This is a genomic window from Streptococcus sp. OMI750, from assembly GCF_047463895.1.
In the GTDB taxonomy this organism is placed as follows: Bacteria; Bacillota; Bacilli; order Lactobacillales; family Streptococcaceae; genus Streptococcus.
Genome location: NZ_JASHCZ010000001.1, coordinates 289264 through 315562 on the forward strand (window position 1 = coordinate 289264; position 26299 = coordinate 315562).

Annotated in this window: 26 protein-coding genes and 1 other annotated feature; of the genes, 25 read left to right on the plus strand and 1 reads right to left on the minus strand. The window is 39.7% G+C overall.

The features are described from left to right. The first annotated feature begins 5 nt into the window (after positions 1–5). The 12 genes from QM830_RS01515 to QM830_RS01570 all read left to right on the plus strand — a co-directional run bounded on the left by QM830_RS01515 (position 6) and on the right by QM830_RS01570 (position 15741). Entirely contained in the window at positions 6–1484 is a 1479-nt protein-coding gene (locus QM830_RS01515) for a DUF2142 domain-containing protein (RefSeq protein ID WP_414325291.1), read from the plus strand. Positions 1485–1566: 82 nt separating this feature from the next. Then, on the plus strand, positions 1567–2496 hold the full coding sequence (locus QM830_RS01520) for a glycosyltransferase family 2 protein (RefSeq protein ID WP_009732680.1): 930 nt from the start codon (positions 1567–1569) through the stop codon (positions 2494–2496). Next, positions 2493–4394, plus strand: coding sequence for a hypothetical protein (locus QM830_RS01525; protein WP_414325293.1), 1902 nt, complete (start codon positions 2493–2495; stop codon positions 4392–4394). Before QM830_RS01520 ends, QM830_RS01525 begins: the two co-directional genes overlap by 4 nt. A gap of 65 nt (positions 4395–4459) precedes the next feature. Continuing rightward, positions 4460–5311: a dTDP-4-dehydrorhamnose reductase gene (rfbD, locus tag QM830_RS01530; protein ID WP_414325294.1), complete on the plus strand. Its 852-nt coding sequence runs from the start codon at positions 4460–4462 to the stop codon at positions 5309–5311. A 106-nt stretch (positions 5312–5417) separates the two neighbouring features. After that, complete coding sequence (gene cps2T / locus QM830_RS01535; RefSeq protein ID WP_414325296.1) at positions 5418–6566, plus strand: beta 1-4 rhamnosyltransferase Cps2T; 1149 nt, start codon at positions 5418–5420, stop codon at positions 6564–6566. Next, positions 6563–7504, plus strand: a complete 942-nt coding sequence (locus tag QM830_RS01540) for a glycosyltransferase family 2 protein (RefSeq protein WP_414325298.1) — start codon at positions 6563–6565, stop codon at positions 7502–7504. Before cps2T ends, QM830_RS01540 begins: the two co-directional genes overlap by 4 nt. Next, entirely contained in the window at positions 7504–8310 is an 807-nt protein-coding gene (locus tag QM830_RS01545) for an ABC transporter permease (protein ID WP_414325299.1), read from the plus strand. Before QM830_RS01540 ends, QM830_RS01545 begins: the two co-directional genes overlap by 1 nt. After that, positions 8310–9533: an ABC transporter ATP-binding protein gene (locus tag QM830_RS01550; protein WP_009732687.1), complete on the plus strand. Its 1224-nt coding sequence runs from the start codon at positions 8310–8312 to the stop codon at positions 9531–9533. Before QM830_RS01545 ends, QM830_RS01550 begins: the two co-directional genes overlap by 1 nt. A 12-nt stretch (positions 9534–9545) precedes the next feature. Continuing rightward, positions 9546–10895 (plus strand): glycosyltransferase family 2 protein, encoded by a 1350-nt coding sequence (locus tag QM830_RS01555; protein ID WP_414325302.1) that lies wholly within the window; start codon positions 9546–9548, stop codon positions 10893–10895. Position 10896: 1 nt separating this feature from the next. Further along, positions 10897–12645, plus strand: coding sequence for a rhamnan synthesis F family protein (locus QM830_RS01560; RefSeq protein ID WP_414325304.1), 1749 nt, complete (start codon positions 10897–10899; stop codon positions 12643–12645). Beyond that, complete coding sequence (locus QM830_RS01565; RefSeq protein WP_414325305.1) at positions 12645–15170, plus strand: LTA synthase family protein; 2526 nt, start codon at positions 12645–12647, stop codon at positions 15168–15170. Before QM830_RS01560 ends, QM830_RS01565 begins: the two co-directional genes overlap by 1 nt. A gap of 94 nt (positions 15171–15264) precedes the next feature. Next, positions 15265–15741, plus strand: coding sequence for an EbsA family protein (locus tag QM830_RS01570; protein ID WP_009732691.1), 477 nt, complete (start codon positions 15265–15267; stop codon positions 15739–15741). Positions 15742–15751: 10 nt separating this feature from the next. On the opposite strand, the gene QM830_RS01575 is transcribed toward QM830_RS01570, so the two are convergent. Next, positions 15752–15949 carry a ferredoxin gene (locus tag QM830_RS01575; protein ID WP_037614222.1) on the minus strand — a complete coding sequence of 66 codons (198 nt, stop codon included), beginning with the start codon at positions 15947–15949 and terminating at the stop codon, positions 15752–15754. Positions 15950–15994: 45 nt separating this feature from the next. Between QM830_RS01575 and QM830_RS01580 the strand changes: the two genes are divergently transcribed. From QM830_RS01580 to spxR, 13 genes are all read left to right on the plus strand, one after another. After that, positions 15995–16444 (plus strand): SAG1386/EF1546 family surface-associated protein, encoded by a 450-nt coding sequence (locus QM830_RS01580; protein ID WP_414325307.1) that lies wholly within the window; start codon positions 15995–15997, stop codon positions 16442–16444. A 14-nt stretch (positions 16445–16458) separates the two neighbouring features. Continuing rightward, a complete protein-coding gene (gene cmk, locus QM830_RS01585; protein WP_414325309.1) occupies positions 16459–17142 on the plus strand; it encodes a (d)CMP kinase in 684 nt (227 codons plus the stop codon). 20 nt (positions 17143–17162) lie between these two features. Then, positions 17163–17293, plus strand: a sequence feature (ribosomal protein L20 leader region). 15 nt (positions 17294–17308) lie between these two features. Further along, positions 17309–17839: a translation initiation factor IF-3 gene (gene infC, locus QM830_RS01590; RefSeq protein WP_006597373.1), complete on the plus strand. Its 531-nt coding sequence runs from the start codon at positions 17309–17311 to the stop codon at positions 17837–17839. 33 nt (positions 17840–17872) lie between these two features. Next, complete coding sequence (rpmI, locus tag QM830_RS01595; protein ID WP_001125942.1) at positions 17873–18073, plus strand: 50S ribosomal protein L35; 201 nt, start codon at positions 17873–17875, stop codon at positions 18071–18073. 49 nt (positions 18074–18122) lie between these two features. Beyond that, positions 18123–18482: a 50S ribosomal protein L20 gene (gene rplT / locus QM830_RS01600; protein ID WP_000124834.1), complete on the plus strand. Its 360-nt coding sequence runs from the start codon at positions 18123–18125 to the stop codon at positions 18480–18482. 129 nt (positions 18483–18611) lie between these two features. Continuing rightward, complete coding sequence (locus tag QM830_RS01605) at positions 18612–19079, plus strand: deoxycytidylate deaminase (protein ID WP_414325312.1); 468 nt, start codon at positions 18612–18614, stop codon at positions 19077–19079. Positions 19080–19254: 175 nt separating this feature from the next. Beyond that, entirely contained in the window at positions 19255–19686 is a 432-nt protein-coding gene (locus QM830_RS01610; protein WP_414325314.1) for a hypothetical protein, read from the plus strand. 134 nt (positions 19687–19820) lie between these two features. Then, positions 19821–20291 carry a hypothetical protein gene (locus QM830_RS01615; RefSeq protein ID WP_414325316.1) on the plus strand — a complete coding sequence of 157 codons (471 nt, stop codon included), beginning with the start codon at positions 19821–19823 and terminating at the stop codon, positions 20289–20291. A gap of 126 nt (positions 20292–20417) precedes the next feature. Beyond that, positions 20418–21596, plus strand: a complete 1179-nt coding sequence (locus QM830_RS01620; protein WP_414325318.1) for a hypothetical protein — start codon at positions 20418–20420, stop codon at positions 21594–21596. A 177-nt stretch (positions 21597–21773) separates the two neighbouring features. Continuing rightward, positions 21774–22964 (plus strand): methionine adenosyltransferase, encoded by a 1191-nt coding sequence (metK, locus tag QM830_RS01625; protein WP_414325319.1) that lies wholly within the window; start codon positions 21774–21776, stop codon positions 22962–22964. Between the two features lie 192 nt (positions 22965–23156). Next, complete coding sequence (locus tag QM830_RS01630) at positions 23157–24416, plus strand: UDP-N-acetylglucosamine 1-carboxyvinyltransferase (protein WP_414325320.1); 1260 nt, start codon at positions 23157–23159, stop codon at positions 24414–24416. A 57-nt stretch (positions 24417–24473) separates the two neighbouring features. Continuing rightward, on the plus strand, positions 24474–25025 hold the full coding sequence (locus QM830_RS01635) for a GNAT family N-acetyltransferase (protein WP_414325322.1): 552 nt from the start codon (positions 24474–24476) through the stop codon (positions 25023–25025). Further along, positions 25018–26295, plus strand: coding sequence for a CBS-HotDog domain-containing transcription factor SpxR (gene spxR, locus QM830_RS01640; RefSeq protein WP_009732701.1), 1278 nt, complete (start codon positions 25018–25020; stop codon positions 26293–26295). The genes QM830_RS01635 and spxR overlap by 8 nt, the downstream gene beginning before the upstream one ends. Positions 26296–26299 lie beyond the last annotated feature (4 nt).

Genomic DNA, 26299 nt, shown 5'->3' on the forward strand with positions numbered 1-26299 from the left:
AACTAATGGGATATTTTGTTGATAGTTATGAGCGGAATAAGAAGTATGTAGTAGCTTTCGCGGTTCTAGCCTTTTGTATGACAGTCATTTATACAAAGCGCTTAGTGGACTTTCCTAAAATTGGTATAGTGGTATTTGTTGCATTTGCTGTTTTCATTTTTCTTTTACCCAAGAGAAATGTTGGGACCTTCATTGCTATGCTTATTGGCGGTCTTTCCTTTGCTTTCATTACACCTGTTTTGAATACGCCCGATGAACAAGTTCACCTATCAAGAACCATTCATATTGTTGAAGGTGACGTCAATATGGGAAATAAAAATATCCATATTACGGAAGATTACTTTGATGTATATAAGAACTTCAAAAAGCCGTTTACCAAATCTTCTTTGTTTGAAGAAAAACAGACGACCAAACAAGTGAAGTTTGGTAAAGAAACTGATTACAGGGCAACAAACTCATATTGGTTTATTGGTTACATTCCTCAGGCTCTTGGATTCGGGATTGGAAAATTTTTGAACTTGAGTGTAGGAGTCTCCTATTACTTAGGTCGAATTTTTAATGTGATCGCTTACTGTATTTTAGCTCTTATTGCCATTAAATTAAGTGGAAAAGCGAAGCAGTTGATGACAATGGTTGCGATGTTTCCAATGAATCTTGTACTTGCTGCTTCATACAATCAAGATAGTGTAGCATTAGGGTTTACCTACCTCATTATTGGATTGTTCTTGAACTATGTAACAGATGATGAAAAAGTTGTTAGCATCAAGGATTTATTGCTGTATGCTTTGCTTTGTATCATCCTTGTTACAATGAAACTTCCTTATGTCTTGCTAGTAGGACTATTGCTCTTTATACCGAGAAAGAAAACGAAGTGTAAAAAATACTATCTCATCTCTCTCGCCTTGATTATCGCAGTCTTTGTCTTTACGATTTTTTGGTACGTTCTTACCCAGCAAGTTCGAATTGAGAACTTTAAACTGGAGGGCGCAGATGTAAAAGGCCAAATTAGTAGCATCATTTCAAAACCTCATTGGTATCTTCCAGTGATTTTGAAGGAGATGTTATTATCAGTCAGTCATTTAAATCAGCTCTATACCTTTGGTTGGTTGGATTTATCCATGTCAGAGGTTCTTATTCCAATTTATGCTCTATATAGCTTGATTACTTTTTCAAATTTTGGGAAGATCAAACTTCCAAAAGTATCAGTAGTAGGAGCAAGTTTGGTTTCTTTTGCGATTGTTGGGTTAATCTCTTTAACCTTGTATTTAACCTGGACACCAGTTGGAAATTTTGAAGTTTTAGGAGTTCAAGGTAGATACTATTTAGGAGTTGTCGCTCTGTCTCTACCAGTTATTTGCAGTTTGTTTAAGCAAAGAATTTCAGATGAACAAAAGTTCACGGATCATTTTGTAGTAGAAAGTAGTCTCATTATTATAGGTTTAACTATACTACAAACAATCTCTGTTTTATATGCTGTTGTATAATTGAAAGACTAAAATAAGTTATTACTAGGGGAAACCCTAGTTTTTTGTTACAATAGAGAGTGAATAAGTCAAGGAGTAAGATATGACACTATCAGTTGTAGTCCCATGTTTTAATGAAGAAGAATCAATTCCGTTATTTTATAGGGAAATGGAACGTGTTCGGATAGAGATGGGAGAAAAGTTTGAATATATTTTTATAAATGATGGTTCGTCAGACAGGACGCTATCTGTTCTACGTAAGCTACATGTTACAGATTCGAATGTGCACTATCTTTCCTTTTCACGGAACTTTGGGAAGGAAGCAGCTCTTTATGCTGGTCTCCAACATGCCACAGGTCATTATGTAACAGTCATGGACGTGGATCTACAGGATCCTCCAGAACTATTGATCGAAATGAAGCAGAAGTTGGAGGAAGAGCCGGATTTAGACTGTGTCGGAACGAGACGCGTAACCCGTGATGGGGAACCACCGATTCGCTCTTTCTTTGCACGGATGTTTTATAAATTGATCAATCATATTAGCCAAGTGGAAATGGTCGACGGGGCGCGTGATTTCCGTTTGATGCGCCGTCCTATGGTCAATGCTATACTTGAACTATCTGAGTACAATCGATTTTCTAAGGGAATTTTCGCCTGGGTTGGATTTGAGACAGAATACCTCGAATATAAAAATGTAGAGCGCGTGGCAGGAGAGACGTCTTGGAATTTTTGGTCCCTCTTTAAATACTCGATTGAAGGGATTGTTAATTTCTCGGATGCCCCACTAAATATTGCCTTTATTGGTGGACTTTTATCTTGGATCTTGGCCTTTATCATGGTGATTCTGATCGTAATCCGGACCTTAGTGTTTGGAGATCCTACTTCTGGATGGCCATCCCTCATGACAGTGATTCTTTTCCTAGGAGGGTTCCAATTACTAACCATCGGCATTTTAGGTAAATATATCGGTAAGATCTTCATGGAAACCAAGAAACGTCCAATTTATGTCATCAAAGAGAAAAGTGAAGAATGAACAATATCCTAAGTATGATTCTTGCTGTTAAGCAAAAGATAGATAGATTTTACAAGGAAATTGATCGTCTCCTTGATAAAATCAATCAGTTGGATATGGTAAAAGGGATCCGTAGTCATATTGACCGGCTTATAGAGGTTTTCAACCAAATTAGTAATAAGTTGATCTATTTATTTTTAACTTCCTATGCGCTCATTTTTACATTTGTATCTTTCAATCTGATCAATTTTCAAAGTCGCTCATATGACTATGTGTTTCATTTATCACGCATTGTCGGCTTAGCGGAGTCTATTGAACATTGGGATATCCTTCCCAATCTGAATTTTTTATTTGCATTTGGTACAGGATATGCTTCTCCCATGTTTTATGGCAATTGGCAGTTTTATCCGTCAGCCATCGTTTATATGATGACGAACGATGGAAATTTTGCTTATAGTATTTTTGCCTTCCTGATCACTCTTTGTACAAGCCTAACAAGTTATATTGTTGTTTCGAAAATAGTAAATAATAAGATGACTGGCTTAGTAGTGGCATTGACAATACCGTGTTATTATACTTTATTTGGTTTTGGAATGACCATGGTAGTGCCGCTAGTCCCAATTCTTATATATTCTATTTATCGTGTGCTCTACTTAAATAAAAAGAACCCTCTCTATTTGGGGATCGTAGTAGCACTTTTAATTCAAACCCATATTTTATCAACTATTATATTAGCAATTTTTTCTGCGGTATTATTGTTATTAAATTATAAAAGGCTCACACTTGAAAAGATTATCTCTTTTGTATTTTCAATCTTGTTTGCCTTATGTTTGTCAGCAGGATACATTTTTCAATATCTGGAACAGGTTTCATCACAAAAATTTTTCTTTACATGGACAGCGAGAAATTTTCCTGTCAATGTGAAAGATACTTTTTTAGTTCCTTTTCCATTTCAAGCAGATCGATATGGTTTTTATAAACCTTTCACACCATTAGAGTGGCCGATCCATCAATTCGTACGAGACGGCCTATTCTATGCGAGTATGATGGTAATCTTATTTTATCGCCATCTAGGAAGTTTAAGTAAAACTATATTTTGGACTTGTTGGATCTTATATTTTTCTGCAACGAGTCTGCTGCCTTGGAATTCCATATTGAAATACAGTTTTTTAGGGAGTATGCAGTATTCAGGGCGCCTATTGTTTTTCATTCCCCTGTTGTTCCTATTCTTTCTTGCTGTTACAAATAGAAATGGTTTTTTCTCGATCGTCTTATGTATCTTGAGTTTATCTTTTTATTTCAATCATGTAGTTCCTCAATTTAATTCCTCTTCAAAAAATTACAAACAGATGCGTGAGGATAATAAAAAGAATGAAAAATTACTAAAATCGGTTTATAAAGGTGATAAATCAAAATATATCGATCCTGTAGGTGATGAATATTATAATCTTGATATTAATAACCAAGAGATACGCTTACCACAATTTACAGAATTTCAAACAGCTAAGGGTGTAAAAATATCAACTATTAAAAAGAGATACAATCTTTTAGAATTTGATATAAAGGTTCCTGATGATAAAAAGGAAACAACTATTTCTATACCAATGATATGGTACAAAGGATATCGCGCAGAATATTCTAGGGGGGCTGAAGGATCTCAACCTGTGCTGAAACAGCGTGTTTTTACCGAATCGGAATTAAAAGAAAATAAAAAAGCTCGGAGACCAACTGTTTCAGAAAAAGTTTTAAATGATGGTAAAATTTATTTATCTATTAGAAATTCTGGTCATGTAAAAGTTTCTTATCACAAGACATTTATACAGTATCTTGGTTTTATAATAGAATGGATCTCTTGGATACTAGTGTTCTTCATTTTTAAACAGAAGTATTCAAAAAATAAGGAGCACTTCCCATCCTAAAAAGCAGAAAACTTCTGCTTTTTTTGCTATAATGATAGGGATAAAGCAATTGAAAGGAAAGTATCATGATTTTAATTACAGGAGCAAATGGGCAACTTGGAACAGAGCTTCGCCATTTGTTAGATGAACGAAATGAAGAATATGTAGCTGTCGATGTAGCTGAAATGGACATCACAAATGCAGAGAAAGTTGACGAGGTATTTGCGGAAGTAAAACCAATCTTGGTATATCACTGTGCTGCTTACACAGCTGTTGATGCTGCTGAAGATGAAGGAAAAGAGTTGGACTATGCCATCAACGTGACCGGTACGGAAAATGTAGCAAAAGCGTCTGAAAAACATGGTGCAACTTTGGTTTATATCTCAACCGACTACGTTTTTGATGGGAAAAAACCAGTGGGGCAAGAATGGGAAGTAGACGATCAACCAGATCCCCAAACAGAGTACGGCCGTACAAAACGTATGGGAGAAGAATTGGTTGAGAAGCATGTTTCGAACTTCTACATCATCCGTACAGCTTGGGTCTTCGGGAACTACGGCAAGAACTTTGTCTTCACCATGCAAAACCTTGCCAAGACTCATAAAACACTTACAGTCGTCAACGACCAACATGGTCGTCCAACCTGGACACGTACTCTTGCTGAGTTCATGACTTATTTGGCTGAAAATCGTAAAGAATATGGTTATTACCACTTGTCTAACGATGCAAAAGAAGATACAACTTGGTATGACTTTGCAGTTGAGATCCTCAAAGATACGGACGTAGAAGTGAAGCCAGTTGATTCCAGCCAATTCCCTGCTAAGGCAAAACGTCCGCTTAACTCAACGATGAGCTTGGCAAAAGCGAAAGCTACAGGATTCGTTATTCCAACTTGGCAAGATGCCTTGAAAGAGTTTTACAAACAAGAAGTGAAATAAGAGAAATTTGAAGCGACCTCAAGGGTCGCTTTTCTGTTTGCATTAGGCAAAAAGCCTAGAAAATGGTATAATTGAGTAGACTGTAAATTGTTAGAAAGGGAATATTATGCAACACGTTTTTATTATCGGAAGTCGTGGGCTTCCGGCTCAATACGGCGGTTTTGAGACTTTTGTGGACCAATTGGTGTCGCATCAAGTGTCTCCAGATATTCAGTACCATGTTGCTTGCCTTTCTAATGATCAAGCCTATCATCATTTTGATTATAAGGGTGTCGATTGTTTTACGATTAAAGCCCCCAAGCTTGGGCCTGCGCGTGTCATCGCCTATGATATGATGGCCATCAACTATGCCTTGAAGTTCATTAAAATGCAGGGAATTGAAAAACCTATTTTTTATGTTTTGGGAAATACGATTGGAGCCTTCGTAGCACCCTTTGCGCGTAAGATTCAAAAGATGGGTGGGAAATTCTATATCAATCCAGATGGACTGGAGTGGAAGCGGGCCAAGTGGGCCAAACCGATTCAAGCCTACCTCAAGTATTCTGAAAGGATCATGACGCGCCATGCGGATTTGGTAATTTCTGACAACCCTGGTATTGAGTCCTATATCAAGGAAGCCTACCCTTGGTCCAAGACGACCTATATTGCCTATGGGACTGACTTGTCTTCGACCAACCTGACCAGTCAGGATAGGAAGGTCAGAGAACTCTATCACAAGTGGCAGACACAAGAGAAGAACTATTATTTGATCTTGGGTCGCTTTGTCCCAGAAAATAATTATGAGACTGCCATTCGTGAATTTATGGCCTCTTCCACCAAACGGGATTTAGTGATTATTTGTAACCATGAAGGCAATCCTTATTTTGAGGAACTCCGAGCTCGAACTGGATTTGATCAGGATCCTCGTATTAAGTTTGTAGGAACGGTTTATGACCAAGACCTCTTGAAGTATATCCGTAAAGAAGCCTTTGCCTATATCCATGGTCATGAAGTGGGCGGAACCAATCCAGGTCTCCTAGAGGCTCTTGCGCAGACGGATCTCAATTTGGTTTTAGGTGTTTCCTTTAACCAAACGGTTGCCAAGGACACAGCCCAATATTGGACCAAAGAAACTGGAAATTTGGCGTATTTGATTGACCAGATAGATCCTTTAGAAGATGTATCTGAATGGGGTCAACGTGCCAAGGACAATATGAAGCAAAACTTTACCTGGGAAAAAATTGTAGGTGAATACGAGGAATTATTCTTATCATGAAAGTAAATATCTTGTTGTCCACCTATAATGGTGAACAGTATCTAAAAGAGCAGGTCAAAAGTATCCAAGACCAGACTTATCAGGATTGGCAACTCTTGATCCGAGATGATGGGTCGACAGATGGTACGGTGGAGATCATTCAAGAGTTGGTAGCCCAGGATGAGCGCATTCGCTTTATCAACCAAGAAGCTATCGAAAATCTCGGTGTTATCAATAGTTTTCACACACTCTTAAAATATGAAAAGGCTGATCTTTATTGTTTTAGTGACCAAGATGATGTCTGGCTTCCTGAAAAGATTGCCCTACAAGTGGAAGCAGCATCCAAGCATCCTCAGGAAGTGCCTTTGCTGGTCTACACGGATTTAAAAGTGGTTGATGAAAACTTGAATGTGCAGCACGAAAGTATGATTCGCACCCAGTCTGATCATGCCAATACGGAACTGATTCAAGAATTGACAGAAAATACAGTAACTGGCGGAGTAGCCATGATTAATCATGCCCTGGCTGACTTATGGACAGGTCAAGAAAAGCATGCGCTTCTCATGCATGATTGGTACCTAGCATTGTTGGTAGCTAGCTTTGGAAAGCTCATTTATATTGATCAGCCGACAGAATTGTACCGTCAGCACAGTAGCAACGTTCTTGGGGCTCGTACCCTTAGAAAACGGGTTAAAAACTGGGTTCGCCCTCATATTCTTTTTGCTAAATATTGGAAGCTTATTGAATCCAGTCAAGAACAAGCAAAAAATCTATTGGATCTGCCAGTCAGCCCCCAAAATAAAGAAATCATTGAAAACTTTGTGACCATCATGGACGTACCGCTAAGAGAACGTTTGAGACGGATTCGTCAGTATGGTTACCGTAAGAACCGAGCCTTTCACACCTTTGTGTTTACTAGCTTGATTCTGACAAAGTTTGCATATCGAGGTAAAAAATAATGTTTGACGTTTTAAGTCAGAAAAATCGAATTTTATTACGAGAGTTAATTAAAACAGACTTTAAATTACGCTACCAAGGATCAGCAATTGGTTATCTTTGGTCGATTTTAAAGCCCTTGATGACCTTTAGTATTATGTATATTGTCTTCATCCGATTTTTACGCTTGGGTGGAGATGTGCCCCATTTCCCAGTTGCCCTCTTGTTGGCCAATGTAATTTGGGGCTTCTTCTCAGAAGCAACTTCCATGGGGATGGTGTCGATTGTTAGTCGAGGCGACTTGTTGCGGAAGTTGAACTTCTCCAAACACATCATTGTCTTGTCCGCAATTTCAGGAGCAGCGATTAACTTTGTCATTAACCTGGTTGTGGTCTTGATTTTTTCATTCTTTAATGGGGTGACATTTTCTTGGACAGCCTTGATGGTCATTCCGCTATTCTTTGAGTTATTCTTGATGGCGACAGGATGCGCTTTGATCTTAGCGACATTTTTTGTTCGTTTCCGCGATCTTGGACAAGTCTGGGAAGTGCTCTTGCAAGCCGGATTGTATGCAACGCCAATTATCTACCCGATTACCTTTATTGCAGATCGCAATCCATGGGCTGCTAAGTTGGTCATGATGAATCCCTTGGCTCAAATTATTCAAGACATGCGTTATTTCTTGATTGATAAGGCCAACACCCCAGTCTGGCTTTTGGTGGAGAATAAGTTCTTGGTACTGATTCCTTATGTCTTGCCAATTCTTATTTTTATCGCTGGCTTTGCTTACTTTAACAAACATGCTAAGAAATTTGCGGAGATTCTCTAATGACAGATAAAGAAATTGCAGTAAAAGTAGACCATGTCAGCAAGTACTTTAAGTTGCCAACAGAGGCAACCAATAGTCTTCGAACTGCCCTGGTCAATCGCTTCAAAGGAATCAAAGGCTATAAAGAACAACACGTTCTCAAGGATATTTCTTTTGAGGTAGAAAAAGGTGACTTTTTCGGGATCCTCGGAAGAAATGGTTCTGGAAAATCTACTCTCTTGAAAATCATTTCTGAAATCTATGTGCCAGAAAAAGGCACCGTCACTATCGATGGGAAACTGGTCTCCTTTATTGAGCTTGGAGTGGGCTTTAACCCAGAATTGACAGGTCGTGAAAATGTCTACATGAATGGAGCTATGCTGGGCTTCTCAACAGCTGAAATTGATGCCATGTATGATGACATCGTAGACTTTGCCGAGTTGCATGACTTCATGAACCAGAAGCTCAAGAACTACTCATCAGGGATGCAGGTTCGTCTAGCCTTTTCGGTTGCCATTAAGGCCCAAGGCGATATCTTGATTTTGGACGAGGTCCTAGCAGTAGGAGATGAGGCCTTCCAGCGTAAGTGTAATGATTACTTCCAAGAACGCAAGAAATCAGGAAAAACCACTATCTTGGTTACCCATGATATGGGAGCCGTCAAGAAATATTGTAACAAGGCTGTTTTGATTGAAAATGGCTTGGTGAAGGCTTTAGGAAGTCCAGAAAATGTTGCCAATCAGTACAGTTTTGATAATACATCTCCTTTGCAACAGGGAGGAGAGGCTAATGGAGTAGGTAATTCCAACCAGGAAGAAAATGTCTTGGTTGAAAATTTTCAGCTTCAGTTGTTAAGTTCGAACAAGTTACGCCCCCAAGATCCGATTCACTTCCAAATTGATTTTGATGTACTTGAAGATATCCAGACCTATATCGCACTGTCTTTAACAGATATCGATCGGAATATTTGGATCTACAATGATAATTCGATGGATCAGCTGATGAGTGGGGCTGGACATAAAACGGTTCACTACACTTGTTCCCTTCCAGCAGTGAATGACTTGAAAATGAAATTAGAAGTGACAGTACGGGATGCCGAAGGACAGATGCTGGCCTTTTCAGATGCTACGCAAACCCCACTAATCTTTATCAATCGAGATGATATAGCTTTGGATGATAAATCAGCAATGGATGCGGCAAGTGGCTTAATCCAACGTAATGGAACATGGTCAATGACTGACTAGACTGAGGGAGATATGGAAACGACGCCTTTTGTTTCGATTATTTGTACAGTTTTTAATAAAGAACCCTGGCTTAAGAAGACAATCGATAGCTTCCTAGCGCAACAAACAGAGTTTGCTATTGAGATTATCTTGGTGGACGACGCCTCAAGCGATGGATCTCGCTCTATTATTCAGGACTATCAAGAAAACTACCCTAATCTGATTCGTGCTTTTTATCAGGATGAAAATCAGGGAATCGCCAAAACCTGGGTAGCTATCTGTAAAGAAGCGCGTGGGTACTACATTGCTCGCTGTGACGGAGATGATTTTTGGATAGATCCTTTAAAACTTCAGAAGCAAGTAAACTTATTGGCCAGTAAGCCAGACTGCAAATGGTCCAATACTGATTTTGATATCTATGATGAGCATGGCAATTTTGTTTCTAAGGCTGGCTTTGCTAATCATACGATTCCATTAGCAGATACCTACGAAAAAATGCTTGCGACTAGAGGCTTTACCATGGCCTCTACATGGCTAGTAGATAGAGATCTGATGCTAGAAGTCAATCAAGAGTTAGATCTAACGACATCAGACGATACCTTCAATCTACAACTGGAGCTCTTTCAACGAACTTCATTAGCCTATCTGGATGAAGCAACAGTTGCTTATACCATTAACCAAGGGTCCGATTCTCGTCCTCGTGATTTCAGACAATTGGAACGACGTTTCCATAAGTTGTTGCAAACACAGCTGGACTATCTCGATAGGTATCCAAATGCCGATTTTAAAGAGATGACGAAGATTCTCTTAGAACGTAATAATACCTATGAGATTCATCTATCCAAACCGACCGATTCCCTTTCACCTATTGGTATGGAATCTGTCACGATTTATTATGGTGATGAGGAAAATACCTATTCGGAAGATCGTACCCTGACCAAACTGCTTCAAAAAGAAGATTGCCTGACAATCGAAATTCCGAAAGGAACATCAGTCATTCGAGTGGATCTTTCGGAACGTCCAAGTTATTATTCTGATGTTCAATTGAAAGATGCAAGAGGCGATGTTTGCTCACCGGTTTACACTAATGGAGTTATCGTAGATGGTTATTATCTCTTTAGCGAACCGGATCCACAACTGATCTATGATGTTGAGGAAGAGGGAGTATATCAATTGAGCTATAAGATGATCTCAGTTAATGATATAGCTGCACCTGATTATTTAGGGAAAGTCTTTGAAGCTGAGATCTTGGATAGTCGCAATAGAATCAAAAATCTTGAGGCGGATTTAGAAGCTACGAAAGCAGCATATAACTCCGTTATCACATCCAGACGTTGGACCATTCCAACAAAGATCTTGAAATTCTTAAGAATAAGGAAATAATATGCAACGTTTACTTTTATATGTTCACTACAATAAGTTTAATTTTATCAGTGGGCATGTACTCTACCAATTAGAAAAAATTCGCCCCTTGTATTCGCGGGTGGTCTTTATCTCTAATAGTCAGCTACCAGACGATGTGAAGGATCATTTGTCTTCCCAACAGTTGGTGGATGATATTCTAGAACGTCAGAATAGTGGCTTTGACTTCGCTGCTTGGCGGGATGGAATGAAGACAGTCGGCTTTGATCAACTGTCTCACTTTGATTCTGTTACCCTCATGAATGATACCTGCTTTGGACCGCTTTGGGATTTAGAACCCATTTATCAACAGTTCGAAAATGATGCTGAAGTGGATTTCTGGGGGATGACCAATTACCGGAAAGACAAGGATTTTAATGAGCATGTTCAAAGTTATTATCTCAGTTTTAAGAAACGGGTTGTAGAATCAAGTGCCTTCCATGAATTTTGGCAGGGTGTTCAAGAATTCACCAATGTTCAAGATGTGATTGATAACTATGAAACCAAGGTCACAACGAATTTCTTGGATGCTGGTTTTCGCTATAAAACTGTTTTTGATACCATCCATGAAGACACCACAGGGATGCTCTATCCGGATTTTTCTTACTACAATCCTACAGCGATTCTCAATCATAAGCTTCCTTTTATCAAAGTCAAAACCATTGCCAACAATGAAGGAATCATGCCTTACATTTTTGACGAATTAGAACGTATATCAGACTATCCATTAGATTTGATTCTCAACCACATGTCTATGATTGATCGTCCGGACTATCCGTATTTGTTATCGCGTAAGTACTTGAAAAACCAAGAATTGGCTGGAGATTTCGGTAAAAAAGTTGCGGTTCATCTCCATGTCTTTTATGTGGACCTCTTGGAAGAATTTCTAGATGCTTTTCAAGCCTTTCAGTTCTCTTACGATTTGTGGATCACGACGGATGTAGAAGAAAAGAAGCAGGCTATTGAGCAAATTCTTTCCAATCGAGCACAAGATGCGACGGTAGTGGTGACTGGAAACATTGGACGAGATGTGTTACCAATGCTCCTCTTAAAGGAGGAACTCTCTCACTATGATTATGTAGGTCATTTCCATACCAAGAAATCCAAAGAAGCAGATTTCTGGGCGGGTGAATCTTGGCGCAAAGAATTGATTGAGATGCTGGTGAAGCCAGCGGATCAAATCCTTGCCAATATGGAGGCCAATCCAAAAGTTGGAATCACCATCGCAGATATTCCAACCTTCTTCCGATACAATCGAATAGTGGTTGCCTGGAATGAAGCCCTCATTTCACCAGAGATGAACAAACTCTGGCAACGAATGGGAGCGACCAAGACAATTGATTTCAAAAATCTCAATACTTTTGTTATGAGTTATGGGACCTTTGTTTGGTTTAAATACGATGCTTTGAAACCACTCTTTGATTTGAATTTGACAGCAGCAGATGTACCATCTGAACCCTTACCACAGAATTCAATTCTTCATGCGATCGAACGTTTGTTGGTCTATATTGCTTGGGATCAAAAGTATGACTTTAGGATCTCCCAAAACCCACATGTTCTCACACCATTTATCGATAATAAGCAGTTGAACAATCGGGAGGATCTCCAACCACATACCTTCGTGGACTTTAATCAAATCGGTGGAATTAAAGGAGCCTTGAAGTATATCGTGATTGGGCCAGCCAGAGCTGTGAAATATATTGTGAAAAGAATCATTAAGAAAGTGAAATAATGAAACGGAAAAAAGAGTTTAATTTTAAAGAATTTATTTTTTCAGCTTTATCAAAAGTTTCGAAAACCCAGTGGTATTATGGGGTTACTTTCGTTCTGTTTTCCCTTTTTAATTTTTATCTGGCCCAAAATAATCTTGCGGTCCACAATAAAGCGACTGGAACGGTTCTTCAGTATGTTAATTCTTTAGGACTTCTATTTGGAATTAGTTTTCTGCTACTGATTCCCATATTGTCTCAGTTTAATTTTAAAAAGTGGTTCCCTTTAAAACTGATTGTCAGTTATTTGGTATACAATACACTGTCTTATTTGACGGAAATAACGATCTACCTGAATAATCCCAAATACAAGGTTTGGAATTTTGCTAAGAATCCATTTTTTAGAACAGACTCCTTTCTTGTTATTTTCCTCCTCTTTGTTCTAACAGGTGGCCTGGTTTTATTACGCCAGCATTATGATAAGTTACCTACTAGGAAAAAAGGAGAAGAAGAGATTGGAGAGAACTACCAGTATCTAGTCTTGTCACAACTTTTAATTACCTTTATTGTAACAGACAAAAATTTTTCCACCCTTATTTATAGGACAGATAATTTTTTGTATAAGTCCTTAGAAATCGGTAAATACTCAGCTCAGCAATTCTGGTTAACCAACGAATTCTTATACATTCTATTCCCGTTGATTTCCTTGTTTGGATTTTTATATACCAAAGGCCAACGAGATTTAGTCAAGAACAAACCGAGCTTTTCTTTGGTGTTCTTCACTAGTACCACCATTGCAATTGTATTGAATTACTTCATTCAATTCAGTTTAGGGCGAACAGAACCATTCTTAGGAGTTCATTTCACAATTCCCGATGCCATCTTATTTCAGATCCTGATCCTGACAGCGAGCCTCATCCTTGTTTATCTGTGTATAAATCAATATTGGATCGCTACCTGTCTCATTTCCATTGTTTCCATAGCTTTTGTGGTCGCAAATTCTATTAAGTTTGGAATGCGGAATGAACCTGTTTTACCGAGTGATTTAACCTGGTTGACCAAACCAATGACGCTTTTAAGCTTTATTGACAAGGCGCAACTATTTTATATCTTTTTATTAGTGGTTTTTCTTCTTTGTATCCTGATTGTTGGGAAGAAATACCTCTTTAAGGGACGAATTATTTCCTCCTGGAAAATTCAAGTTGGAGGGATTGTCTTGATGCTCTTTTGTTTTAAGGGTGTCAATGGGGTATTTAGTGATAAAGAAAACGGGAAGATCAAGGCCCAAGTACCAATTATTAGTATACTCAACAATTACCAAGATATTAACTGGTTAGGAAATACGACCAATGCTCGTTATAAGGGCTTGTCCTATGTTTGGATGAATCAATTAACGACGGAGGTGGTTCCAAAACCGGAAGGCTACTCAAAAGAACGTCTTGAAAAAATAGCTCAAAAATATACCAACTTGTCAAATGTGTTGAATAAGGAGAGAAGCAACTACTTAAACGATCAAACGGTCATCTATATTCTGAGTGAGAGTTTTTCTGACCCTAGAAAAGTCGAGGGAGTAGAACTGACGCAGAATCCGATCCCCAATATTGAGAACATCATGAAGACACATACGAGTGGGCAAATGCAATCGGATGGTTATGGGGGCGGAACTGCAAATATGGAGTTCCAGACTCTGACTGGATTACCTTTCTACAATTTATCCCAAACAGTTTCGGTCTTGTATACGGAAGTCCTTCCTAAAATTCATGATGTTCCTTCTATCAGTAATACCTACTCAAAACAGAATAAGATTGCTGTTCACTTGGCAGGTAAATCGAATTATTCACGGGATATCGTCTATTCCCGCTTGGATTTCAAAGATTTCATTACGACCGATACAAAAGGAATCAAATATAGAATAGAAGGGATTAGTCCGAGTGACGAATCCACCTATAATATTGTTTTAGACAACTTAAATGATAAAACCGGACAATTCTTTTCAGTGATGACCATGCAAAACCACACCCCGTGGTTAGAAGCCAATCCAGAAACTCTGGATGCAAAAGGTAAAGGATTTAGTGACGAAGAAAATTCAAAACTGACTTTCTATAGTCGTTTGCTTGCTCAAACAGACACCGCTACCCAATCCTTCCTGGAAAGTCTTTCTAAAATAGATAAGAAAATTACAGTGGTATTCTATGGAGATCACTTGCCGGGGCTCTATCCGGAGTCAGCCTTTAAGAACAACCCAGAAGGTCAGTACCAGACAGACTATTTCATTTGGAGTAATTTTGATGCACCGAAGTTAAATTATCCTTTGGTTAATTCAAGCGATTTCTCTGCTATGGTCTTTGAACAGACTAATTCAAAAGTTTCACCTTATTATGCTTTGTTGACTGAAGTTTTGAAAAAAGCAAGTGTCGATAAAAAGGCTTTAGAAGGAGAAGCCTTAGAGATTGCGGATGATTTAAAAATGGTTGAATATGACCTGATTAGTGGGAAAGGTTACCTTTCTAAAGACTTCTTTAAAGTCCCAACCAATAAATCCAAATAAAAGGAGCGCTAGCAGTTAAAAATCTTTGTGATTTTGGCTGTCTGGCTCCCTTTTTTTTGTTTTTTATGCTAAACTATTAGATGGGGGTATGCTCATGATTAAGATATTTGGAAAGGTCCATTATCATTGGCAGCCGGACCTATCAATTCTTGTGACCTATTGGTCCATTGCAGTGATTCCGGTCTTTATTGGACTGGCTTTGATGTATGAGAGCTCTAGTGTGCCAACGCTAGTTTTGTTTTCCTTCTTTTTATTTATGGTCTTGCTTGCGATTGGGGTCCATCGCTACTTCACGATCTATGAGGATGGGATCTTACGGATTATTACAGCCAATCCTTTTACTCCAATCAGGGTGAAGATTGACTCGATTGAAAAGATAGAAGTGAATAAGAAGTCGATCAAGCTCATTTTTAATGATGGTTCGCGTAGTCGGACTTTCTGCATGCGCAAATGGCCGAAAAAATACTTTATCAATGCACTTGCCTTAAATTCATCTTTCAAAGGAGAAGTGGTCTTGACGGACAACTTTATCCATGTGGATTATTACGAGATGTATTATGCAGATAAATAAAAAAGCTCTCTTAATCTTTTAAGAGAGCATGAGTGGGGCATTCTTTGATGGCCTCGAGAACATCGTTTGTGACAGGAACTTCCTTTTCAAGGAGGTCGTCCTCTTCAGCAAATTTGACGATGCCATTGTCATGGTAATCGAATAATTCAGAATAGGTCTGACAGAGACCGCAGGCGATGCAACGATCTGGAATTAACGTAACTTTCATACTTCTATTGTAATGATTTTTACGAGAAAAAACAAGGAGGAAGTCATGGCAAAAGAACCATGGGAAGAAGATATTTATGATGATGGAGAAGAAACATTGAAACGTACAAGTAAGTTAAACGGCATTAAGGCAGATCGTCTGTTGACGATTTTAGCGATTATTTTCTTTGTAGTAGTAGTGGCGATGGTCTGCTTGTTGATTTTCCTTTCGACAGGGGGTAGCAACAAAACCAAACAAATGTCTGGCTTCTACAATGGAGAAACCAAGGTCGAACAGAAATCATCAGCACCTGCACAAACTGCAAAAACAGAAGAAGAAAGTTCAACAGACGAAGAATCTGAGGAAGGTACGATCACTGTTCAAGCAGGTGAAGGCGAAGCAGCTATCGCTGCGCGTGCTGGTATTTCCATTGCACAATTGGAACAATTAAATCCATCTCACATGTCTACAGGATCATGGTATGCCAATCCTGGTGATGTCGTTAAGATTCAGTAGGAGTTGAGCGCAGCATGAAACAGATTCAAATTGCCATTGATGGGCCGGCTTCTAGCGGAAAATCAACAGTTGCAAAGATCATTGCCAAAGATCTGGATTATACCTATTTGGATACAGGGGCTATGTACCGTGCAGCGACCTATCTGGCTCTTCGGAATGAACTGACTGAAGCTGATGTTGACCAGTTGGTTGATCTACTGAACCAATACCCTGTCAGTTTTGGACGCTCTGAAGACGGCCAGCAATTAGTCTTCGTAGCTGATGTCGATGTGACTCATCCAATTCGTGACAATGAAGTGACCAATAATGTCTCTTGGGTATCTGCCTTGGCTCCTGTGCGTGAGCGCTTGGTGGCCCAGCAACAACAGATTGCGTCCCAAGGTGGGATTGTCATGGATGGGCGCGATATTGGAACGGTTGTCTTGCCAAGTGCCGAGTTGAAGATCTTCTTAGTGGCATCCGTGGAAGAACGTGCAGAACGTCGCTACAAGGAAAATCTGGAGAAGGGGATCACAGCAGATCTTGAATTGCTGAAGAAAGAAATTGCTGAGCGTGATTACAAAGACAGTCACCGTGCCGTTTCCCCATTGAAACCAGCAGACGATGCTATTCATTTTGACACTACGGGTGTCGGAATTGCAGACGTGGTTGCATTTATTGAAGAAAAAGCAAAAAAAATCCTTGACAATCCATCATAAACTTGATATCATATAAAAGTTGAGAAAAGCAGAAGTGAGAACTTCTCGCCTTGCGACTAACGTTGTCTGGCCCCTACGGATCAAGTTTCAGAAATGAACTATAATCATGTAGTGCGGGTTTGCGTTAGCAAGTCCGCTCTTGTTTTTCTCTAAAATAAAAAAAGAGGTGAAAACCATAGCAAAGCAAGACTTATTCATCAATGATGAAATTCGTGTACGTGAAGTTCGCTTAATCGGTCTTGAGGGCGAACAATTGGGTATCAAACCACTTGGTGAAGCGCAAGCACTTGCGGACGACGCTAATGTGGACTTGGTTCTCATTCAACCTCAAGCTAAACCTCCTGTTGCGAAAATTATGGACTACGGTAAGTTCAAATTTGAGTACCAGAAGAAACAAAAAGAACAACGCAAAAAACAAAGCGTTGTGACCGTGAAAGAAGTTCGATTGAGCCCAGTTATTGATAAGGGTGATTTCGATACAAAACTTCGCAATGCTCGCAAGTTCCTTGAAAAAGGGAACAAAGTGAAGGTTTCCATTCGCTTTAAGGGTCGTATGATCACCCATAAAGAGATTGGGGCAAAAGTTTTAGCCGACTTCGCTGAAGCAACTCAAGATATTGCTATCATCGAACAACGTGCTAAAATGGATGGTCGTCAAATGTTCATGCAGTTGGCACCAGCAACTGACAAGAAATAGTCTGTCAGAAAGTTAAAAAAAGGAGAAAATATCATGCCAAAACAAAAAACACACCGCGCATCAGCTAAACGTTTCAAACGTACAGGTTCTGGTGGACTTAAACGTTTCCGTGCTTACACTTCTCACCGTTTCCACGGAAAAACTAAGAAACAACGTCGTCATCTTCGTAAAGCATCTATGGTGCATTCAGGAGATTTCAAACGTATCAAAGCAATGCTTACTCGCTTGAAATAATCGCGTATTTGTAAGTAAAGAATTCTAGGAAATATTGGAGGAAATATAAATGGCACGTGTTAAAGGTGGCGTTGTATCACGCAAACGTCGTAAACGTATTCTTAAATTAGCTAAAGGTTACTATGGAGCTAAACACATCTTGTTCCGTACTGCAAAAGAACAAGTAATGAACTCTTACTACTATGCATACCGTGACCGTCGTCAAAAGAAACGTGACTTCCGCAAATTGTGGATCACACGTATCAATGCGGCAGCTCGTATGAACGGACTTTCATACTCACAATTGATGCATGGTTTGAAATTGGCTGAGATCGAAGTTAACCGTAAAATGCTTGCTGACTTGGCTGTTAACGATGCAGCAGCTTTCACAGCTCTTGCAGACGCAGCAAAAGCAAAACTTGGTAAATAATTGATAAGGAGATCCATTTGGGTCTCTTTTTTTAGTGAGGGAATCGGCTGTGACAAAGACTTCTTTTATTTCACCCAATTTCGTGCTATAATGAAAAAAATTAGAAGTTTTTAGAAGGAGGAAAAGACTGTGGGACATAAACGATTAGCCTGGGATGAATATTTTGCTGCACAGGCTTTGTTAATATCGAATCGAGCAACCTGTAATCGAGCTAAAGTGGGTGCTGTATTGGTCAAGGATCATAAGGTGGTTGCGACGGGCTACAATGGCTCTGTCTCTGGTACAGAGCATTGCTTGGATCATGACTGTCTCATGGTGGAAGGGCACTGTGTCCGAACCCTCCATGCGGAAGTCAATGCCATTTTACAGGGAGCCGAACGGGGGATTCCCAAAGGTTTCACAGCCTATGTGACCCATTTCCCTTGCCTCAACTGTACCAAGCAGCTGCTTCAAGTTGGCTGCAAGCGGGTGGTTTATATCCATCAATACCGCATCGATGACTATGCGCAGTACCTCTACCGTGAAAAAGAAGTAGAACTAGTCCACCTCCCATTGGCAGTGGTCAAAGCAGCTATTGCAGAGGCAGATTTTATTTAAGGAAGTTTTCCCGTCTATTTTATGATATGTCAGCAATCTAATTGGAAATCCGACCAAATTAATTTCTAAGAAATAGCATTGAATAGATGGAATCATGAAAAGAATGATGGAATCATGTATAATGGTGTTAAAAGAAACCATAAATAAAATAATAAGAAAAGGATAGGAGAAAGCTATGGCAGATCAACAGAAACATTTTGAAGAAAATAAAGAACTTAGTAAGAGAAGTGAAGATCATCCCAATTCTATGTTTGTTCAGAATCCTCTAAAAGAAAATAGCTTACATTCTATTCTTCTTTCAGTGGCCTTTTACTTATCCATTATCTATCTTGTATTATCTTTCTTTTTCTTTAATATTTTGGGATTTTTCATGTTGTTGATGTTTCTAACACCAAACTTCTTAGGTGTTGCTATTGGGACCATTTTACTTGGACTAGGGATGAAGAAGGGGAATAAAAGCCTTGTCTATACGAGTTTCGGACTTTATTTGCTGTCTATCATCTTGGGTTATGATCTAGATTGGGAAATTTTTCGAATCGCTCCGTTACTGCTAGGTATTCTGGTTTTAATTGGAACACTCTTAGTTGAAGAAGAGAAAAACTCTTAATGAAAAGGTAGGTATGCTCAACTCTACTCAATAAAAAGTATTCGGGTCGATCAAAGAGATAGTTAAATCAGTTCTTCCGCTCTATTTTAAGCGCTATTATTTGAAAAAATAACTAAAAATGTTAGGAGAAAGTTATGACAGATAAACATCTACATTCTGAAACAAACCAAGAAAAAGAGGGAATGCCAGAAGAATATGTTCAGCCACCAATGGCGGAACAAGGCCAAGAAAATCCTGTTCAGCAACCAATTGTTGAGCAAGATCAACAAAAATCTGTCCCTACTTCAGCTATTCTAACTCTTGCATATTACCTAGCTCTCGGCTATCTTGGCTTTATTTTATGTGGTGCTATCGCAGTAGGACCATGGGTAATTTTGTACCTACTTAACATATTGCCTCATATGGTCTGTTTTATTCTTGCAACCGTCCTACTACGGAATGGGAAAAAGAAGGGAGATAAAACAACTCTATATGCAGCGACAATTTGTTATTTTATTTCTGTAATTGCGGCAAATGATCCGTATTGGCATTTTAATCAGTTTATATCACTTTTAATGGCTGGAATGGTTTTTATCGGAACTTTATTGCTTCCAAATGAACAATGATTATAGAAGATAGGGTGAAAAGTCCTATCTTTTTTTCTAAATACCAATTACAACCAAAGAAAGCGATTACAAAATATGGTATAATTACAAGTAATGAATACAATGCTTTGAAAGTGGGGGGAATAAATGTCTCGAAAAACATGGTATCAGGGCCTAATATATTTAGTAGTGTTTCTTTATATTTCGACTGTTTGGATAGCAGGTAGTGAAAATGGAGCGGGTTCTTTAAAGCCGCTCTCTCTTCTATTTGACATACCGAAGTATGGGTTTATCTGCTGGTTTTTATGGAAAATTCAGGAGAGAAAACTAAATGTTGAAGGATTGGTAGGACTTGCGATTTTATCATTTAGTCAATTTATCCATTCTCTCCTATTGTTTTACCTTAGTCAAAGCAAGTCAATTATACTAGCAAGTTTATTTGGTATTTGTTTCCTGTCAACTTCCATGCTATTAAGGAAGGTGGAGCTGAAACCGCTCTTGGTTTCGTGGAAGAGTAGACGTAGTTGGCAAACAGGGACTTGTTTTCTTGGCCTAGCATTAGCAACTTTTGAACTGTCTACTAATAGTCTATATTTTGCAGTTCCTTCTTATGTAATCATCCAGTATTTTCTTGCCTTTGCCTTTAATGTTGCTGTCGTTTTACTTTTTCTGCTCCTAATGACAAAAGAGGATTTAAGATCCTTAAAATTATATTCGACGATCTTATTGCTGCTGTGCTCGGTTAAAATAATTGGTTATTTGGTGCAACCTTATGATTTATCGTCTGTAGTAATATTTTATCTTGTTTTATCTATTTACCAAGTATGTCGTGTTAACGGTGTTTTTGATAAATATGCTATAGAAGGACTAGCTGAGAATGGATCGGAGGAAGTCAGTGAAACTTCTGAAATTAAACGATTGAAATCAGATGATACAGGGGATGAAGTGATAACAGAAAGTCCTGAGCAAAGTGAATGTCAAGCTGATTCGGACAATGATCCAAAAGGGCTCTCGCTAAATTCCCCTTGGCTATGGACATCCTTGGCTATAGCTGTGTTAAGCCTCAGTTTTCTTTTTCTTGCCCTAATGAGTGCAGGAAGCTATGCGATCCTATATCTAGCTTTTACGTTTCTTTTCCATGGCCTTTATCTTATTGCGACGATTTTACTTTGGTTAGGAATGAAGCGGGGGAGAACTGGATTTTTAAGCGCAGCGATGGTATTTTTTGGGCTTTCCGTTTTTGGATCCCGTAGTCCTGTATCGATTCTGTTAGTAATCCTTATCTGGATTGGTTCTAGGGATAGTGAAGAAGAAAGTGCAAGATAAAAGTTATAGTTTTAAACTATAACTTTTTCTTTTTAGAAACAAAGAAGCTATCAGAGAAATTATGTTATAATGAAGTGTTATATGGTCCCGATAAGGTGATAGAAATTTATTGCTATAGTTTTTCTATCAGTACTTTGTAACTCTATAACACTAATTTTTTAAGGGGGGACATTTTTTATGTCAGAACGTAAATTATTCACGTCTGAATCGGTATCTGAGGGGCATCCAGATAAGATTGCAGACCAAATTTCAGATGCTATTTTGGATGCTATTTTAGAGCAAGATCCAGAAGCACACGTTGCGGCTGAAACAGCTGTTTATACTGGTTCAGTGCATGTTTTTGGTGAAATTTCAACCAATGCTTATGTCGATATTAACCGTGTGGTTCGGGATACTATTGCAGAGATTGGTTATACCAATACAGAGTACGGTTTTTCTGCGGAGACGGTGGGAGTTCACCCATCATTGGTGGAACAATCTCCTGATATCGCTCAAGGGGTAAACGAAGCCCTAGAAGTACGTGGGAATGCGGATCAAGATCCACTCGATTTGATCGGTGCAGGAGACCAAGGTCTCATGTTTGGTTTTGCGGTGGATGAAACAGAAGAACTCATGCCATTGCCAATTTCACTCAGCCACAAGTTGGTTCGTCGTTTGGCAGAGCTACGTAAGTCTGGTGAAATCAGCTATCTTCGTCCAGATGCCAAATCTCAAGTCACTGTTGAGTATGATGAAAATGACCAGCCAGTGCGCGTGGATACGGTTGTTATTTCAACTCAACACGATCCAGAAGTGAGCAATGAACAAATCCACCAAGATGTGATTAACAAGGTCATCAAAGAAGTGATTCCAGCTTCTTACCTAGATGATGAGACAAAATTCTTCATCAATCCAACTGGTCGTTTCGTTATCGGTGGACCTCAAGGTGACTCAGGTTTGACGGGTCGGAAGATTATCGTAGATACCTATGGTGGTTACTCCCGTCACGGGGGTGGTGCCTTCTCAGGTAAGGATGCCACTAAGGTAGACCGTTCCGCTTCTTATGCAGCTCGCTACATTGCCAAAAACATTGTGGCAGCAGGGCTTGCTAAGAAAGCAGAAGTTCAATTGGCTTACGCGATCGGGGTAGCTCAACCTGTCTCTGTTCGGATCGATACCTTTGGGACTGGAACCGTAGCCGAAAGTAAGCTGGAACAAGCAGCTCGTCAAATCTTTGACCTTCGTCCAGCAGGAATCATCCAAATGTTGGATCTCAAACGTCCAATCTATCGTCAAACAGCGGCTTATGGACATATGGGACGTACTGATATCGATCTACCATGGGAACGTTTGGACAAGGTAGATGCCTTGAAAGAAGCAGTTAAATAACTAAGTTAAAAGAGAAAGTTAGGGTTCCTATGATCCTAGCTTTTTTTCGTTTTGAAAATTTCTACAGATGGAAAAATAGGTCAATCTGTGGTATAATAGATGCAGTATTTTAAATACGTTGTCCCTTTTATTTCCGTTGCAAAAAACGATAGTAAAAGGAAAAAGACTTGAAAGAGCTAATGAATTATTAAAATGAAAAAAATTGTAATAAATGGTGGTCGCCCCCTAAAAGGAGAGGTGACCATTAGTGGTGCAAAAAATAGTGTAGTAGCCCTTATTCCTGCGACTATTCTGGCAGATGATGTGGTAACCCTGGACGGAGTACCGGATATCTCAGATGTCGCAAGTTTGATTGAGATCATGACCATCATGGGGGCTAAGATTGAGCGTAATGAGGACAGTTTGATCATTGATCCGCGTGGGGTCAAGGACATGCCGATGCCATTTGGTAAGATCAATAGTCTGCGCGCTTCCTATTATTTCTATGGAAGCTTACTAGGCCGCTATGGTCAAGCAACTGTTGGATTACCTGGTGGATGTGACCTTGGTCCACGTCCCATTGATTTGCATTTGAAGGCCTTTGAAGCGATGGGAGCAGCCATGACCATGGATGGTTCAAGTATGAAGCTTGCGACTGATGGCAGGCCTCTCCAAGGAGCCAACATCTACATGGACACTGTTAGTGTCGGTGCAACAATCAATACGATTTTGGCGGCCGTCAAGGCTGAAGGTCGTACAGTGATTGAGAATGCTGCTCGGGAACCTGAAATTATTGATGTAGTAACCTTGCTCAACAACATGGGAGCCCGTATTCGTGGAGCAGGAACAGATATGATTATCATTGACGGTGTTGCCCATTTACATGGGACGAGACACCAGGTCATACCGGATCGGATCGAGGCAGGAACTTATATTGCGCTTGCAGCTGCTATTGGCGAAGGTATTCAGATCAATAATGTCTTGTATGAGCATTTGGAGAGCTTTATTGCTAAGTTGGAGGAGATGGGTGTGCGCATGACCATTTCTGAAGATAGCATCTTTGTAGAAAAGCAAACAGGCTTGAAGACCATTCAGATCAAAACGTCTCCTTATCCTGGTTTTGCGACTGATTTACAACAACCGATCACGCCTTTGCTTTTAACTGCTACAGGACGTGGACGAATTGTCGATACGATTTATGAAAAACGGGTCAACCATGTGCCAGAATTGGCTAAAATGGGTGCTACTATTTCGACCTTGAACGACCACATTATCTATGAAGGACCAAATCAATTAACTGGATCCAGTGTGAAAGCGACGGATCTTCGAGCTGGTGCTGCCTTGGTGATTGCGGGTCTTATGGCTTCTGGAACAACAGAGATTACAAATGTGGAATACATCCTTCGCGGATATTCAGATATTATTGATAAGTTGACCCAACTTGGAGCAGAGATCCAATTAGTAGAGGATTAGCGACAGTGGTGGGGATCTGGTAAGAGCGACCAGGATAACAGAGCATTGGAGTTGAAAATGAATATTTGGACGCACTTAGCTGCCTATTCACTGATTGAAACAAAAAGGTTGTATTTACGACCTTTTCTCTTTGGGGATGCCGAAGATTTTTATAAGATTGCTTCGAATCCTGAAAATCTACAGTTTATCTTTCCTGTTCAAGCAGATCTTACCGAGACCCAGTATGTTCTGGCTAACTATTTCATGAAAAATCCTTTAGGAGTGTGGGCCATCTGTGATAAGAAAACAAATCAAATGATCGGTTCCATCAAGTTTGAAAAGTTGGATGAAATCAAGGGAGAAGCTGAGTTAGGCTACTTTTTACGCAAAGATTTTTGGGGAAAGGGCCTGATGACAGAAGCGGTCAAAGAGTTGGTTTATCTATCATTTGAGAAATTTCAACTAAAAGAAATCAGGGTCATCACTCATGTTGAAAATACAGGGAGTCAAAGAGTCGCTCTAAAGGCTGGATTTCGTCTCTTTCGTCAATTTAAAGGGAGCGACCGATATACGCGTAAAATGCGCGATTATTATGATTTCCGCATAGGTAGAGGGGACTTTTATGAGTAAACACCAAGAGATTTTAGATTATCTCGAAAAATTACCGATTGGGAAACGGGTCAGTGTTCGGAGCATCTCAAATTTTTTGAATGTCAGTGATGGGACGGCCTATCGGGCCATTAAAGAGGCTGAAAATCAAGGGATTGTAGAAACAAGGCCTAGAAGTGGGACCATCCGTGTCAAATCGCAAAAGTCTGTACTAGAGCATCTGACCTATCGGGAAATTTTAGAGATCACCGCTTCGGAGATTTTAGCTGGGGAAGCGGGTCTCGAAAAAGAATTTAATAAATTTTACATTGGGGCCATGACGGAAGAGCATGTCTTAGACTATGTGTCTGAGGGAGGACTCCTAATTGTTGGAGACAGAACCAATATCCAACGTCTCGCCTTAAAACACGACAATGCAGTCTTGGTCACGGGAGGTTTTGAAGTTGACGAGGATGTGATTTCGCTTGCGAATCGGGTGCAGATCCCAGTGATTCGGACGGCTCATGATACCTATACCGTCGCTACCATGATCAATAAGGCCTTGTCCAATATGCAAATCAAGACGGATATCTTGACAGTGGAGCAGGTTTATCGGCCTTTTCATGAGTATGGTTATCTTTCTGAAACCGATACGGTAAGGGATTATTTGGATTTAGTCCGGAAAAATCGCTTTAGCCGCTTTCCAGTTGTCAATCAACACCAGATGGTGGTTGGGGTTGTGACCATGAGAGATGCTGGAGATAAAGCGCCTCAGACGACCCTCGATAAGGTGATGTCACGGACCATTTTTACCACTAATTTGTCCACTAGTATTGCAACGATTAGCCAACGGATGATCGCTGAAGACTATGAAATGATTCCTGTTGTTCGCAATAACCAGACCTTGCTTGGTGTGATCACGCGTCGGGATGTCATGGATCGGATTAGCAAGGTGCAGTTTTCGAGCTTACCAACCTTTAGTGAGCAAATTGGTCAAAAGATTCAAACGGAGAACGACCATTACCAATTTACAGTGGAACCGAGTATGCTGGAGAAAAGCGGTGTTTTGGCCAATGGGGTTATGATCGAAGTGCTGATGAAGGTTGTACGCAAGATGATGCAACACAGTGGGCGTAGCTTGATTGTCGAACAGTTGATCATCAATTTTTTACAGGCTGTGCAGGTGGATGATGTGATCCGCATTGAACCACAACTAGTTCGACGAACCAGACGTTCGGCCTTGGTTGATTTTAGCTTGTATTTAGATCTGCAGCTAGTCGCGAAAGCAACCATTACGATTAAGATTAATTAAACAA

Coding starts and splice junctions, on each gene's coding strand:
- QM830_RS01570 (WP_009732691.1), top strand. CDS start 15,265: ATGATTAAGATATTTGGAAAGGTCCATTATCATTGGCAGCCGGACCTA.
- cmk (WP_414325309.1), top strand. CDS start 16,459: ATGAAACAGATTCAAATTGCCATTGATGGGCCGGCTTCTAGCGGAAAA.
- QM830_RS01525 (WP_414325293.1), top strand. CDS start 2,493: ATGAACAATATCCTAAGTATGATTCTTGCTGTTAAGCAAAAGATAGAT.
- rpmI (WP_001125942.1), top strand. CDS start 17,873: ATGCCAAAACAAAAAACACACCGCGCATCAGCTAAACGTTTCAAACGT.
- QM830_RS01555 (WP_414325302.1), top strand. CDS start 9,546: ATGGAAACGACGCCTTTTGTTTCGATTATTTGTACAGTTTTTAATAAA.
- QM830_RS01520 (WP_009732680.1), top strand. CDS start 1,567: ATGACACTATCAGTTGTAGTCCCATGTTTTAATGAAGAAGAATCAATT.
- QM830_RS01550 (WP_009732687.1), top strand. CDS start 8,310: ATGACAGATAAAGAAATTGCAGTAAAAGTAGACCATGTCAGCAAGTAC.
- QM830_RS01540 (WP_414325298.1), top strand. CDS start 6,563: ATGAAAGTAAATATCTTGTTGTCCACCTATAATGGTGAACAGTATCTA.
- QM830_RS01620 (WP_414325318.1), top strand. CDS start 20,418: ATGTCTCGAAAAACATGGTATCAGGGCCTAATATATTTAGTAGTGTTT.
- QM830_RS01635 (WP_414325322.1), top strand. CDS start 24,474: ATGAATATTTGGACGCACTTAGCTGCCTATTCACTGATTGAAACAAAA.
- cps2T (WP_414325296.1), top strand. CDS start 5,418: ATGCAACACGTTTTTATTATCGGAAGTCGTGGGCTTCCGGCTCAATAC.
- QM830_RS01580 (WP_414325307.1), top strand. CDS start 15,995: ATGGCAAAAGAACCATGGGAAGAAGATATTTATGATGATGGAGAAGAA.
- QM830_RS01515 (WP_414325291.1), top strand. CDS start 6: ATGGGATATTTTGTTGATAGTTATGAGCGGAATAAGAAGTATGTAGTA.
- rplT (WP_000124834.1), top strand. CDS start 18,123: ATGGCACGTGTTAAAGGTGGCGTTGTATCACGCAAACGTCGTAAACGT.
- QM830_RS01615 (WP_414325316.1), top strand. CDS start 19,821: ATGACAGATAAACATCTACATTCTGAAACAAACCAAGAAAAAGAGGGA.
- metK (WP_414325319.1), top strand. CDS start 21,774: ATGTCAGAACGTAAATTATTCACGTCTGAATCGGTATCTGAGGGGCAT.
- QM830_RS01545 (WP_414325299.1), top strand. CDS start 7,504: ATGTTTGACGTTTTAAGTCAGAAAAATCGAATTTTATTACGAGAGTTA.
- spxR (WP_009732701.1), top strand. CDS start 25,018: ATGAGTAAACACCAAGAGATTTTAGATTATCTCGAAAAATTACCGATT.
- rfbD (WP_414325294.1), top strand. CDS start 4,460: ATGATTTTAATTACAGGAGCAAATGGGCAACTTGGAACAGAGCTTCGC.
- QM830_RS01575 (WP_037614222.1), bottom strand. CDS start 15,949: ATGAAAGTTACGTTAATTCCAGATCGTTGCATCGCCTGCGGTCTCTGT.
- QM830_RS01560 (WP_414325304.1), top strand. CDS start 10,897: ATGCAACGTTTACTTTTATATGTTCACTACAATAAGTTTAATTTTATC.
- QM830_RS01610 (WP_414325314.1), top strand. CDS start 19,255: ATGGCAGATCAACAGAAACATTTTGAAGAAAATAAAGAACTTAGTAAG.
- QM830_RS01565 (WP_414325305.1), top strand. CDS start 12,645: ATGAAACGGAAAAAAGAGTTTAATTTTAAAGAATTTATTTTTTCAGCT.
- QM830_RS01630 (WP_414325320.1), top strand. CDS start 23,157: ATGAAAAAAATTGTAATAAATGGTGGTCGCCCCCTAAAAGGAGAGGTG.